We start from the raw sequence: 12,422 nt of genomic DNA, 5'->3' as shown, positions 1-12,422 counted from the left end.
AAAAGAGATAAATAACCTTTAAGGTGAAGCTTTAACCTTGCTATTTTTTGTTGTAGCTTGATAATAAGCGGTTGATTGTAAAAAAGTTATTTTAAAACCTTGAGTAGCCAGCCATGAACGATATGTTATTACAGATTTTTGATTTGGTCACCACCTTTGCCATGCTGCTGGTGTTTATCCGCTTTATGCTGCAATTTGCGGGGATGGACGCGCGCGACCCGATGATCCGCCCTGCTTATCAAGCAACGCAAGTGGTCGATGTGTTTGGGCGCATTTTTCCGACCGTTGGTCATGGTCGCATCAGCATTGCTGCGATTGTACTGATGTTTTTGATTCGCTTGATTGACATTTCAGGAAAAGCCGCGCTGACTCATAAAGGCATCGCACCGATTCCGCTGTTTTTTCAAGGCTCGCTCAGTCTGATTTTGGACTTTTTACGCATGTGCCGCTATTTGGTTATCGGCTCAATTATCGTCAGCTGGATTATCGTCTTTACCCAATCAAGCCATCCGATTATCGGGATTATTATTCGCCTAGCTGAGCCGATTTTAGCGCCATTTCGCCGGATTACCCCAAACCTTGGTATGATTGATTTATCACCGATGATTGCGTTTTTCGCGCTGTATTTGATTGAAATTTTTGTCACTGGCATTGCGGCAAATTTACTGCCTATGCTGGGTTAACATAAATTTTCATTAAAACAAACCGATAAAAAAAGACGCGAAATTTAAGCGTCTTTTTTTATGGCAGTTATTCTAAATGCTAATCCAAACGAACAAATCGGTTGGGAATCAACTGAGCCTCATCATTATCAGGATGCGGTCGGTCAGCCGCTTTTAGCGTTTTGATAATCCAATCATCCGCCGCGCTGACTGCGGTTATCAAATCATCGCCCATCGCTAAGCGCGCGGCAATAAAGCTGGCAAGCGAGCATCCAGAGCCGTGAAATTCGCCTTGAAGCCGCTCTATCGCGCTTTTAAGTACCATTTCACCACCCACATATAAAAACTGCTCAATATCGCCGCTGTCAAAGTCATGTGAGGTTTTGACCAATACCGCGTGAACGCCTTGATCGCAAAGTTTTTTTGCCGCCACGTGCAAATCTTGCTCGCCACTTAATGCCCGCAGTTCATGCGTGTTGGGTGTAATCAGGGTAGCAAAGGGCAGCAGCTCTTGAAATGCCGTAACAAGGGTTTTTTCATCGCCCAAACTGCCGCCGCTATTGGCAACCAACACAGGGTCGAGCACAAACGGCAGCGACTTATCAATTTGACCGCTTTTAAAAAGACGAGCAAGCTTTGCAATATTGTCCGTCGTACCAAGCATTCCCGATTTTATTGCCGCAACGGGCAAATCCTCCAACACGGCAACGGCTTGCTGCTCAACCAAATCGGCGCTACAAGGCTCAAATCCCAGCACTTGCTGCGAGCTTTGAACCGTAATTGCCGTACAAGCAATGGCGGCGTGAGCGCCGGCTTGACCAATCGCTTCAATATCTGCTTGCAGCCCTGCGCCGCCTGACGGGTCAAGCCCTGAAAAACACAATACCACGGGTCGCATGAGGTCTCCTTTCTCAATCATTTTTTGTTCTTTAATTTGCTTGCTACTATAGCGTTGATTGCCAAAAATAGCCAGTCGATCGCTGAAGTGCTAAATATTCTTTTTGAATAAAATCAAGCACATTGATGCTAATTTTATTAAAAGCTTATCTTAGGGCTTGCAAACGAGGTCAGCTTTGCTATAATACTCGCCCACGGCATAAGACGTATCATTAGCATCGATACTTTGGTGAAAACTGTCTTAAATCGTTTCGGTGAAGTGGGTGAGTGGCTGAAACCAGTTCCCTGCTAAGGAACCATACGTAATTACGCGTATCGAGGGTTCGAATCCCTCCTTCACCGCCATTTGTTGGTTTGATTGAGTTAATATTGTTTTTAAGTTGATGCCAAATAAAAAACTTAAAAATTTTTAAAAAAAGTATTGACAATCTCAAAATTATCTATATAATAGCCAACCTAATTTACTACAAAAGCTTTTGATTACGTAGTAAAGTTTTGCAAAATGCGCCTGTAGCTCAGCTGGATAGAGCACTTGGCTACGAACTAAGGGGTCGGGAGTTCGAATCTCTCCAGGCGCACCATTTTGCTTAAGTTAGATCACAATAAATCGCCTGTCACATGACAATTTGGCGGTTTTTTTGTGCCTTTTAGTTTTGTAGCAGTGATTTTTCTTATAATGATTTTATTATGATCATGGAATAATCTTGCCAAACAATCTGCGCCGCAGAACGGCTATTTTGCGGTACAATATGCCATCTTTTATGATGGTTCAAAGTCATGCCAAAATCTGTCCGAAAGCCTAACCAAGCCAATCCGATCATCGATGAGCCTGCTATCGCTAAGCCCTTAGCGCGGGTGATTGCTATTATTTATGATGGTATGCTGATTTTAGCGCTGTTGTTTTTGGTGGGGACGATTTTGACGGTGATCGGAACGCTTTTGACCATGCAGTCGGGAACAAGCGCCAATGAGGCGCAATCTTTGCCGTCATGGTATCAAAACTTTATTATGACTCCTGCCTTTATATTAACGCTCATTGGCTTTTACGGGCTATTTTGGCGCCGTGGTGGTCAAACGCTTGGGATGCAAACTTGGCGGCTCAAAACGGTCAACCAAGACGGCAAATTGCTTACTTGGGGACAATCGGTCAAGCGTATTTTGGCGGCGTGTTTGGTTCCTGCAATTTGCGCAGTTTTGGGCTATTTGATTGGCGGATCGCGGCAAATTTTATTGACCAGTGCCTTTTTGGGGCTGATATTTAACTACGTGTTTTGTTTGTTTAATCGGCGCGGTCTTGCCGTTCAGGATTTGATTTCAAACACTATCACCCTAAAAATGCCCAAAGTTGCTCATGTTGGCATTTTAGAGGGCTTTAAAAATCGCAAAAAACAGCCTTAGTTAACTTATTCAACAGTAAATTTAGTCAAATAATTAATGACACAAAAAAAGCTGACGTTGAATGTCAGCTTTTTTGTTTGATCAAGCCATTATGCCACTTGAACCGGAATGATATTGGCGGTGTCTTTGACCGTATTGTCTTCGTTGCAATAAACGAGCTTTGGCAAATACTCGTCCGCTTCAGCTTCATCCAAATACGCATAAGCGCAAATAATGACGATATCGCCGATATCTGCCATGTGAGCTGCCGCGCCGTTTAAAGAAATGATGCCTGATCCTGCCTCTGCGCGGATAGCATAGGTGCGAAAGCGCTTGCCGTTGGTGACGTTATAAATATCAATGGATTCATTTTCGCGCAGCCCTGCCAAATCAAGCAGGTCGCTATCAATCCCGCAAGAGCCTTCATAGTGAAGCTCAGCGTGGGTGACACGGGCGCGGTGCAATTTGCATTTAAGCATATTAAGTAGCATGAAAGGCTTTTCCTTTGGATCGAGATTAGGAGCGTTAATGGGGGAGGCTGGCAAAAATAAAAGAGCAATGCCGCATCACCTGACCCATTTTTAAGCAAAATATCCGTTGCCTAAAAATAACAGAAAGTTAGGAAAATTAAAAAAGGTAATAAAAAGCGCTTAATCCGTTGGCAAGCGTTTTAAAATCAATATGATACCGCGTTAATTGGGTAATTTAAACCCATTTATTTGTGACCGCGCCCGTTCAATATCGCCGGCAAGTAATAAAGGCAGCGCATCAAATGCTGCACTCAAAGCGCTATCAATCATCGCTTGATCATCGTTTGAGGCTTTTGAGAGCACATGACCGCTGACTTTGGATTTGTGACCGGGGTGACCGATGCCAATTCGCAAGCGGTGAAAGTCGTTGCCGATATGCGGGGTGATGTCGCGAAGACCATTATGACCGCCATGACCGCCGCCAGTTTTGAGCTTAATGACGCCGGGGCTTAAATCAAGCTCATCATGGGCGATTAACAGCTCATCGTTATCAATGCCGTAATATTTCACCATCGGTACGACCGATTGACCCGATTTATTCATAAAGGTGAGCGGCAGTAATAATCGCACATCATGACCTAAAATTTGACCGCGACCGGTGACACCGTGAAATTTTTTGTCAGGGGACAGGGCAATATTAAACTGCTGCGCCAAATGCTGAACAAACCAAAACCCGGCATTGTGGCGGGTCAGTAAATATTCAGCGCCCGGATTGCCAAGACCCACGATAAGCTTTATCGACATAACCCCTCTTTTAATCAGCAAAATTGGCACCAAAGGCGGCGCGTACAAAAACAGCAGAAGAGGGCATCTTCTGCTGTCAATAACACTAAAGGACTAAACGAAGCTGCTTATTCGCTGTCGCTAGCGTCCGTATCTGACTGCTCAGTTGCAGGAACGTCGCTTGCATCTACGCTATCAGCAGTTTCTTCAGCTTCTTCAACTACAGGCGCGAGCATAGTAACGATAGTGCGGTCATGACCTTCTTCGTTTTCAAGCTCATTGATCACCACACCTTCAGGCAAGTTCACGTCTGACAAGCGGATCACATCACCGATTTCAAGTCCTGATACGTCAACAGTCAACGCTTCAGGAAGCTTTGATGGCAAGCAAGAGATTTCAATATCAGTCACAAGCGTTGACAATACGCCAGCCGCTTTAGTGCCTGGAGCGTCTTCAGCGCCTTCGTAATGAACAGGAACGTTCAAGGTGATTTTTTGACCTTTAACAATGCGCTGGAAATCAGCATGCATTGGGAAGCCTTTTGATGGATGACGCTGTAAGGCTTTGATCACGGCTTGGTGCTCAGTGCCATCAACGGTGATGGTCAAAATCTGTGAGAAAAACGCTTCAGATTCGATAGATTTTACCAATTCGTTAACTTTAAGCGAGATGGCAGTTGGCTCTTCGTTGCCGCCATAAATGATGGCAGGAACAAGGTTTTGCTTACGAAGGCGGCGGCTCGCACCTTTACCTTGCTGATCAGCAGAACGGTCAACTGCGCTTAGGGCAAATGGATTGTTGCTCATGGAAATTATCCTATAAAAAAATAAGAGAAGTAAAAAACATAACTTTGCGACCAAGCTATCGCTTTTTACTTAATTTGCCTCAATTTGCAGTTGCGGCAAATTAAGGCGTGGAGGCGCATTATACGAGGTTTTCTTATAATAATAAAGGCTTTAGCGAGCGCCTTTATGATTCATAATCAACGGATGGCTTAATCGCTATTCAAACATGGCGCTGATGGATTCTTCGTTATTGATCCGGCGCAAGCTTTCAGCCAAGGTAGGCGCAATGCTCACTTGACGAATCTTACCACAAGCTTTTGCTGCTTCTGATAGCGGAATGGTGTCAGTTACCACGATCTCATCAAGGGCAGAGTCGCTGATATTTTTTAAAGCATTTCCAGATAAGACAGGGTGGGTAATATAGCCTAAAACGCGGCGAGCACCGTTGTCTTTAAGCGCTTGGGCAGCTTTACAAAGCGTTCCTGCGGTATCCACGATATCATCAACAATCACGCAATCGCGATCACGAACATCACCGATGATGTGCATCACTTGCGACTCGTTAGCACGGGCGCGGCGCTTATCAATGATCGCCAAATCTGCATCGCCAAGCTGTTTTGCCATGGCGCGCGCACGAACCACACCGCCAACGTCAGGAGAGACAACCATTAAATTATCATAATGCTGCTTAACTAAGTCATTTAATAACACCGGCGTGCCATAAATGTTGTCAACTGGAATATCAAAAAAGCCTTGGATCTGATCTGAGTGCAAATCAACAGTCATCACGCGATCAATGCTCACGATGTTGAGCATATCGGCAATCACTTTAGCAGAAATAGGAACGCGGGCGGAGCGTGGTCTGCGATCTTGACGGGCATAACCAAAATATGGCATCACAGCTGTGATTCGTCCTGCGCTTGAACGGCGCAAGGCATCTGCCATCATCATGATTTCCATGATGTTATTGTTGGTAGGGGCGCAGGTTGGCTGCAAAATAAAGACGTCTTTCCCGCGGACGTTTTCTTTGATTTCAACGGCAATTTCGCCGTCAGAAAAACGGTTGACATCAGCTTTGCCAAGCGGGATATGAAGGTGGTTGGCTACGGTTTTTGCTAATTCCGGGTGGGCAGTTCCCGTGAAAATCGCCAAATAAGGCATGACTGATGTCCTATTGGTTGACTCAAGCAGCGACCGCTAAGCAGTAACAAACTGCTCAAAGTAGAAAAGTTAGGATTGGAAAATGGCAGGGGTAGCTGGACTCGAACCAACGGATGTCAGGATCAAAACCTGATGCCTTACCAACTTGGCTATACCCCTAAAAAGTTTTGACGCTATATCAAAAAAGCTTGCGATTATTTGTAAATAAACACCAAGCTCATTCAATATAAATTAAGATCGTAACAGCTACGATCTTAATTAAAATATGGCAGGGGTAGCTGGACTCGAACCAACGGATGTCAGGATCAAAACCTGATGCCTTACCAACTTGGCTATACCCCTATATGGGCGACCTATTATAAATAAAAAATTTTAATTTGCAAGTGTTCTGCGTATTTTTTATTCATTAAAACAAGTCAGGCGCTATTCTAGCAAACTCTGACCGCAAATCCTACCTATTTTGAAAAACTTATTTTTTAGCTTCGTAAACTAAGCTTTTATAACGTTCTTTTTTCTTATAAATTATGAACTAAAATGGCAGGGCACGGCGCGCTGTCAATCCATGATTGAATAAGGTCTTCATCAAAGGCAACCTCATCAGGAAGTGGCAAAAATACGGCACTTCCAGTTCCGCTCATTCGAGCGCTGCTGACGGACGTTGGCAGTAACCCCTGCAAATAATCCAGCGCTTCTGCTACAGCGGCGGACATATCAAGAACAATGGGCGTAAAGACATTGCTAAAAGGTGGCTTTAAGATTTGACTAAACTCTGCGGCACTGTCATTGATCGCCTTGATCGTAAGCTTAGGCATCGTTCGGCAAAGCTTAGGATTGGCAAACACCGCTTTGGTGCTGATATGATCGTTTGGGGTCAGCAATAAATAATGCTGATCGCTAAGCAAAATGGGCGTTAGCTCATCACCAATACCGCCGCCAATCGCGTCTTGATTAAAAATAAAAATGGGAACATCTGCGCCAAGTTTTGCCCCAATTTGACAAAGGATCGTTAAGCTTAAATCAAGCTGCCATAAGCGATTGAGCGTAGTGAGCGTGGTTGCAGCATTAGAGGAGCCGCCGCCAAGCCCTGCGCCCATTGGGATATGTTTATCAACTGTTAGGGTAATTTTACTTAAGACGGCGGGTAAACCGTCCTGATCGATAGCGTAACGAAGCAGGGCGCTGGCAGCTTTGACAATGAGATTGTCCGCCAAGTTTTGGGTGATTTCGGCAGCGCCATTTAGTTTTATGAGTTTTTGGCAAAGTATCTCAGCTTGTTTATCGCTTGTCATAGCTGAAGCATCAGTGTTAATCATCGGAGCCGTTGCCACATTTCCTGACGGCAAAAAATGCAAATAATCGCCCCAATCAAGCAGTCGAAATACCGTTTGCAGCTCATGATAGCCGTCTTGGCGTTTTGCTGTGATGTGCAAAAACAAATTAATTTTGGCAGGAGATAAGCGCGTGATGGCGGTGTGAGCGCCAAAATAATCAACGTTGACGTCGGTCATAAGCGAAATCTCCTTAAGTCTTAGCCTGTAAATTTATTGATGATTGATCGTCATCACGACCTTTTGACCGTTTGGCTGAGCGGCGCTGATTTTATTGGGCAGTTTGTCATTGCCTTTATAGCCAAAACTTGCTGACCACAAGCCATTTTGCGAGCTGATTAAGCGGTTTTGGTTGTCAAATTTAGGACTTTTGTCCGAGGGCGCCGCACGACCTGAAATCCAATAGGGCATCTGCGAAATTGGTGCTTGCCAACCGGTTGCTTTTTGCAGCAGCTCCTCTGGCGTTTTGGCAGTAAGCGTTCCAGTTTTTTCGCTGACCAATGTTGCGCTTTGACCATCGTAGCTGATATTGGTTTTGCCGATACCAAGCGCGCCAATCAATTCAATCGCAAAGCGCTCATTTTCTTGACCCCAAGCATAAAACGCACTGCCGCCTTGGTTGCCATCGACCGCTTGCGGGTTGGTCACCCCAATTTTGCCATTAATATTAAAACTTGCAAGCTTTTGTGGTTGAGAAATGGGGGTTGTGCTGCTTGGATTGCTGGTTGGCAGTGACTGGCAACCGCTCATAATGATCATAGGAAGGCTAATGGCTGCCAAAATCATTGGTTTTTTAATAAAAAATGCGGTCATGATGCTCCTTAATCGTGGTTTTAATGGCGCAAATAATTAAATAAAATAAAAGTTCAGCCTAACAAAAAATTGTTTCAGGGATCAGAAACTCTCGTTATAAAAGTTTAATTAGGCACTAGGGCGTGTCCTCAATTCAAACAACGGCTGTCTAAATAGGCTAAAAATGGCTAAATTTTGCCAAACCGCGTCAAATAGCTTGCTAATATCCCGATATTATCGGCGCTATTTTTCTTGTTTGGCGGCAATTTATCTCATTTTTATCGCTATTTTTAAAATGAGGACAAGCCCTAATAAAGCTGAACGCGGTCGGTAACGTTTTGCTGACCAAACGAGAAGCGCTTTTGCAAATCGGCAAGAAGGGCGGCAACTTTATCATCGTCATTAAGCCCTTGATAAGCGCGCAATAGCAGAACGCCTGATTGTAAGGTTGGTAGGACATCATAAGGCGTTTGCAAATATTCAATCACTTGGTCAAATTGCTGGTTGGCAAGGGCATTTGCCGCCAACACATTGAGCGCTTGCAAGTGCAACTCATTGTCATAGCTTGGATCATCAAAGCGAATTTGAATGACGCGATTGGCAATAGCTAGCCCCTGAACCGAATTTTTTTCATGAGTTAATAATAATTGAGCAAAACTTAGCTGATACGCCAAGTTATTAGGGTCAAGTGCTTGCAAATGATTGAGCAAAGTGCGCTTGACCACATAATCTTTAACATCATCAAGCAATTGGGCGCGCGCAAATAAAATCATTTCGCTGTCCGGATATTTGCGAGCCGCTTTGGTCAAAATCCGGCGAGCCTCATCATCCTCGCCGCGTTGCCATAAAATATCTGCTTGCATCACGTAAGCATCGGGGGCAAACACTTCAAATTGACTGCGAAGTTTGGTTAAAACGGCAAGCGCGCCCTCCACATTGTCATCAATCAGCTCAAGCGCCACCACTTTTTCACGAGCAGCAAGCACCAAGTCCTCTTGCATCACGCCATTTAAATAATATTTGGCTTGCTCAAATCGCTGCTGCCGCTCGGCGCTAATGCCTAAATAATAATAAGCTTGGTTTAAATATTTTGGGCTTTTTGCCAAGATATTCAGCAGTTTGTCCGCCGATTTATAATCTTCAATATCAAGGCTGACCAGCGCAGCAAGAAGCGTGATTTCAGGATCGTTATCAAAACGGTTTTGCGCCTCAAGCAGCAGATTTTGTGCCTCTAAATTGCGCTTTAAATCAAGCAAATAGCGAATTTCGTATAAATATAAACTCTTACTCCCCGGAATTCGCAGCCTTGCTTGGCTAATGAATTTGGCAACGGCGTCTTCTGACTCAATTTTACGTAAAATGTCAGCTTTTAAGGTGATAAACGGCACATAATCCGGCTCTTGTGATAAAGCGCGGTTGATATGAACCAACGCCTCTTGAGGCTCATTAAATTGATATAAAAGCCCCGCTTTTAATACCGAAAGCGATGCATTTTGGGTGCTGTCAATGGGCGCTAAAGCGGCAAGCAACTCGCGTTGGTCATTAATGTCATTGGGATAAATGCCAATTAAAATCTCGCTTAAGTCGGCGCGCGGATCGTAGCGTAAAATTCGGTTTAAGGTTGATCCTGCCAAACGGTAATCATGAGCTTTAAGCGCCAAATGAGCAACATAAAACCAAGCTGGAACGTGGTCAGGATTATCAGATTGCCAGCGCTTGGCAAAGCTGAGCGATCGGTTTGGACTTTCAGCAGCAATGGATAAGCCAAGGGCGCGCTCAAAAACGGCAGTGGCGTCTTTTTTAAAGGCTTCATGTTTGTAAATGCTCAGCGCTCGCGGCATATCGCCCCGATCCGCGGCAAATTCGGCATCAAGAAGCGCATAAAGGCTTGGGCTTTCCATAGTTAAAGGAAGGCTTGAGGCTAAAGGCGCTGAATTTAAATTTTTTGTACTGCCTTTTGAGGTACTGCTTGACAAATCAGAACTAACCACATTGTCATTTTGCGGCGTCACCGCTGTGATCGGCGCGGCTGCAATCGCTTGAGCGCTACAAACTGCGGCAAGTAAGATCAGCTGCTGCCCTCGCCAAATATAAGCAAACAAAGCCTGACATAAAGATGACCGCTTTGATTTGGAAGCTTGGCAAAATAAGAGGGGAGACAGATCAAAAAAGATCATAAGGCGAGGTCATCACTTATCAATAGATTTGAAGCGTTAAACAGTCAGCTTAAAACAAATTAAAATTAACAACGAAATAGTTTCGCCCTATTATAAAAGGCAAAGATTTGCTGAAACAAGGGTACTCATGTTACATCGCGCGCTGTTTTGTAGAGATTGTTTTGACGATTGGCTTTAGGGATTTTTATTTGTCAATTGGGCGCGGCTCAAAAATAAGTGTTACCAAAAAAGCTTTGTACTGAACCACTTAACTTGACTTACTTGATTGCAGTATTAACCAATCAGGCGAACAATGCTATAATATCGGGCTTGATAATTAGCCATCCAAGGGAGTCTTGGTAAAAATTCTGCAAGGATGGTTCGATATTCAATCTAAAACGCCGCAGTTGCTTGAGCTTGCTGTCACATCTATCGCAATCAAGCTTAATACTGCTTTTTGAGCCAAGTTTGGACTTGGTGTTGTCGCTATGGTTTGTCAATCATGAGATTAGTGGTCATCGGGGTTAATCACAAAACCGCACCAGTCGCTTTGCGTGAGCGCTTGGCGTTTGTGGGTGATGATCTGACGGCAGCGTTAAGGCAGCTTAAAGTATTAAGCGATGGCTGTGTGATTGTGTCAACCTGCAACCGAACCGAGATTTATGCGCTGCTCCCACAAAATGACGCGTTGCCATCAGGTGGTATTGATGCCATTAAAATTTGGCTTGCTGATTTTAAAAATATTGCGCTCAGTGAGATTGCGCCGTACCTTTATGTCCATCAAAACTCGCACGCCCTGACCCACTGGCTGCGAGTGGCATCAGGGCTTGATTCCATGATTTTGGGTGAGCCGCAAATTTTAGGTCAAATTAAGCAATCGGTGCAATTGGCGCAGTCACAGCAGTCGCTTAGCAGTCAGCTGTCTTGGGTCGTTGATCAAGTTTTTGCGGCGGCAAAGCGCGTCCGCAGCGAAACCCAAGTGGGCGCTCAGGCGGTATCGCTTGGCTTTGCTGCTGCCAAATTGGTCACCCAAATTTTTGATGACATTGCCAAGCGAACGCTGTTGGTGGTGGCGGCAGGCGAGATGAACCGCTTGGTGGCGACCCACATTGCAGGGCTTGGGGTTGGTCGAGTGATCATCTGTAACCGCAGCCCCGAGCGCGCCCATGCTTTAGCAAGCGAGCTTCGATCGCCCAATCGCGTTGTTGAGGTTTATCCGCTCACCGAGCTTGATACTATTCTTAGTCAAGCCGATATTGTCAGCAGCTGTAGCGGCAGTATGAATATGTTAGTCAATAAAACCATGACAGTTGCTGCGCTAAAACGTCGCCGCTATCAGCCCATGCTCATGATCGATTTGGCAGTGCCGCGCGATATCGATCCCGATATCGGGCGAATGGATGACATTTATTTATATTCCGTTGATGACTTGCAGCATGTGATCGCGGGTAATTTAGAACAGCGGCGACAAGCTGCCGTTGATGCTGAGCTATTAGTGAGCCAGCTGGTCGTTGAAATGGAGCGGCGATTTCAAGTTCGCCAAGTGGGGCGAGATATCCAAGCGTATCGCTCACGAACGCAAAACCAAGTGGCTGTGCTGCTTTCAGACGCCTTATCAAAGCTTGAATCAGAAGAGGCAAGCGCAGAGGACGTCATCACTGAGCTGTCGCGGCGCTTAACCCAAACGCTTGGGCATGCGCCATCAAAGCTCATGCGAAAAGCGGCTCGTGAAGGTGACAGTGAATTGCTTGATTTTGTGGTGTCAGGGCTACAAGACGCTTATCGAAAGCCCAAATAAGCCAACAATATGCCATTTTGAGGTCAACAAACCATTGTCAAGCCTAATAATCGGTGGTAGTATTAAGCCTCATGATACACATCAGTAGCCCGAGCGCTCCTTAATATCCGCTGAGCGCCTAAGCAGCATCAATCGAATCGCTTGCCCAAGCTTGACTTCTTGACCAAGAACTTACAAAGCCTGCTGATCATCATAGCGTCATACCTTTTATAA

The 12,422-nt window shown here is 45.1% G+C and carries 11 protein-coding genes and 4 tRNA genes; 5 read left to right on the top strand and 10 right to left on the bottom strand.

Annotated features, from left to right (window positions below; all coding sequences use genetic code 11):
• Positions 1-113: 113 nt before the first annotated feature.
• On the top strand, positions 114-683 hold the full coding sequence (locus tag HF322_RS06465; RefSeq protein WP_169392598.1) for a YggT family protein: 570 nt from the start codon (positions 114-116) through the stop codon (positions 681-683).
• 79 nt (positions 684-762) lie between these two features.
• Here the strand turns inward: HF322_RS06465 and HF322_RS06460 are convergent, their stop codons facing one another.
• Complete coding sequence (locus HF322_RS06460) at positions 763-1,560, bottom strand: hydroxymethylpyrimidine/phosphomethylpyrimidine kinase (protein WP_169392597.1); 798 nt, start codon at positions 1,558-1,560, stop codon at positions 763-765.
• A 252-nt stretch (positions 1,561-1,812) separates the two neighbouring features.
• Here HF322_RS06460 and HF322_RS06455 point away from each other — a divergent pair.
• The 3 genes from HF322_RS06455 to HF322_RS06445 all read left to right on the top strand — a co-directional run bounded on the left by HF322_RS06455 (position 1,813) and on the right by HF322_RS06445 (position 2,957).
• Positions 1,813-1,904, top strand: a tRNA-Ser gene (locus HF322_RS06455).
• 159 nt (positions 1,905-2,063) lie between these two features.
• A tRNA-Arg gene (locus HF322_RS06450) sits at positions 2,064-2,140 on the top strand.
• Between the two features lie 196 nt (positions 2,141-2,336).
• Positions 2,337-2,957, top strand: a complete 621-nt coding sequence (locus HF322_RS06445) for an RDD family protein (protein ID WP_169392596.1) — start codon at positions 2,337-2,339, stop codon at positions 2,955-2,957.
• Positions 2,958-3,046: 89 nt separating this feature from the next.
• Here HF322_RS06445 and panD read toward each other — a convergent pair whose 3' ends face one another.
• The 9 genes from panD to HF322_RS06400 form a co-directional block, all read right to left on the bottom strand.
• On the bottom strand, positions 3,047-3,427 hold the full coding sequence (gene panD / locus HF322_RS06440; RefSeq protein WP_169392595.1) for an aspartate 1-decarboxylase: 381 nt from the start codon (positions 3,425-3,427) through the stop codon (positions 3,047-3,049).
• Between the two features lie 201 nt (positions 3,428-3,628).
• The gene (gene pth, locus HF322_RS06435) at positions 3,629-4,210 is read right to left on the bottom strand and encodes an aminoacyl-tRNA hydrolase (RefSeq protein WP_169392594.1); all 582 of its coding nucleotides are present in this window, start codon (positions 4,208-4,210) and stop codon (positions 3,629-3,631) included.
• Between the two features lie 107 nt (positions 4,211-4,317).
• Positions 4,318-4,995, bottom strand: coding sequence for a 50S ribosomal protein L25/general stress protein Ctc (locus HF322_RS06430; RefSeq protein WP_169392593.1), 678 nt, complete (start codon positions 4,993-4,995; stop codon positions 4,318-4,320).
• 195 nt (positions 4,996-5,190) lie between these two features.
• Positions 5,191-6,135: a ribose-phosphate pyrophosphokinase gene (locus tag HF322_RS06425; RefSeq protein WP_169392592.1), complete on the bottom strand. Its 945-nt coding sequence runs from the start codon at positions 6,133-6,135 to the stop codon at positions 5,191-5,193.
• A gap of 83 nt (positions 6,136-6,218) precedes the next feature.
• A tRNA-Gln gene (locus HF322_RS06420) sits at positions 6,219-6,294 on the bottom strand.
• 107 nt (positions 6,295-6,401) lie between these two features.
• Positions 6,402-6,477: transfer RNA gene (locus HF322_RS06415), tRNA-Gln, on the bottom strand.
• A 173-nt stretch (positions 6,478-6,650) separates the two neighbouring features.
• The gene (ispE, locus tag HF322_RS06410) at positions 6,651-7,643 is read right to left on the bottom strand and encodes a 4-(cytidine 5'-diphospho)-2-C-methyl-D-erythritol kinase (protein ID WP_169392591.1); all 993 of its coding nucleotides are present in this window, start codon (positions 7,641-7,643) and stop codon (positions 6,651-6,653) included.
• A gap of 33 nt (positions 7,644-7,676) precedes the next feature.
• Positions 7,677-8,276 carry a lipoprotein insertase outer membrane protein LolB gene (lolB, locus tag HF322_RS06405; RefSeq protein ID WP_169392590.1) on the bottom strand — a complete coding sequence of 200 codons (600 nt, stop codon included), beginning with the start codon at positions 8,274-8,276 and terminating at the stop codon, positions 7,677-7,679.
• A gap of 287 nt (positions 8,277-8,563) precedes the next feature.
• Positions 8,564-10,357: a tetratricopeptide repeat protein gene (locus HF322_RS06400; protein WP_223193205.1), complete on the bottom strand. Its 1,794-nt coding sequence runs from the start codon at positions 10,355-10,357 to the stop codon at positions 8,564-8,566.
• A 556-nt stretch (positions 10,358-10,913) separates the two neighbouring features.
• On the opposite strand from HF322_RS06400, the gene hemA reads away from it, so the two are divergent.
• Positions 10,914-12,209 (top strand): glutamyl-tRNA reductase, encoded by a 1,296-nt coding sequence (hemA, locus tag HF322_RS06395; RefSeq protein ID WP_169392588.1) that lies wholly within the window; start codon positions 10,914-10,916, stop codon positions 12,207-12,209.
• Positions 12,210-12,422: the final 213 nt, after the last annotated feature.

Origin of the sequence: Psychrobacter sp. MF31, from assembly GCF_012847335.1 — a bacterium.
Lineage (GTDB): Bacteria > Pseudomonadota > Gammaproteobacteria > Pseudomonadales > Moraxellaceae > Psychrobacter.
The sequence above is the reverse complement of the archived record's forward strand: the minus strand, read 5'-3'. Positions and strand labels throughout refer to the sequence as shown.

What these genes read in the sequence shown, in the direction of transcription:
- HF322_RS06465 (WP_169392598.1), top strand. Translation starts at nt 114, where the DNA reads ATGAACGATATGTTATTACAGATTTTTGATTTGGTCACCACCTTTGCC.
- HF322_RS06460 (WP_169392597.1), bottom strand. Translation starts at nt 1,560, where the DNA reads ATGCGACCCGTGGTATTGTGTTTTTCAGGGCTTGACCCGTCAGGCGGC.
- HF322_RS06445 (WP_169392596.1), top strand. Translation starts at nt 2,337, where the DNA reads ATGCCAAAATCTGTCCGAAAGCCTAACCAAGCCAATCCGATCATCGAT.
- panD (WP_169392595.1), bottom strand. Translation starts at nt 3,427, where the DNA reads ATGCTACTTAATATGCTTAAATGCAAATTGCACCGCGCCCGTGTCACC.
- pth (WP_169392594.1), bottom strand. Translation starts at nt 4,210, where the DNA reads ATGTCGATAAAGCTTATCGTGGGTCTTGGCAATCCGGGCGCTGAATAT.
- HF322_RS06430 (WP_169392593.1), bottom strand. Translation starts at nt 4,995, where the DNA reads ATGAGCAACAATCCATTTGCCCTAAGCGCAGTTGACCGTTCTGCTGAT.
- HF322_RS06425 (WP_169392592.1), bottom strand. Translation starts at nt 6,135, where the DNA reads ATGCCTTATTTGGCGATTTTCACGGGAACTGCCCACCCGGAATTAGCA.
- ispE (WP_169392591.1), bottom strand. Translation starts at nt 7,643, where the DNA reads ATGACCGACGTCAACGTTGATTATTTTGGCGCTCACACCGCCATCACG.
- lolB (WP_169392590.1), bottom strand. Translation starts at nt 8,276, where the DNA reads ATGACCGCATTTTTTATTAAAAAACCAATGATTTTGGCAGCCATTAGC.
- hemA (WP_169392588.1), top strand. Translation starts at nt 10,914, where the DNA reads ATGAGATTAGTGGTCATCGGGGTTAATCACAAAACCGCACCAGTCGCT.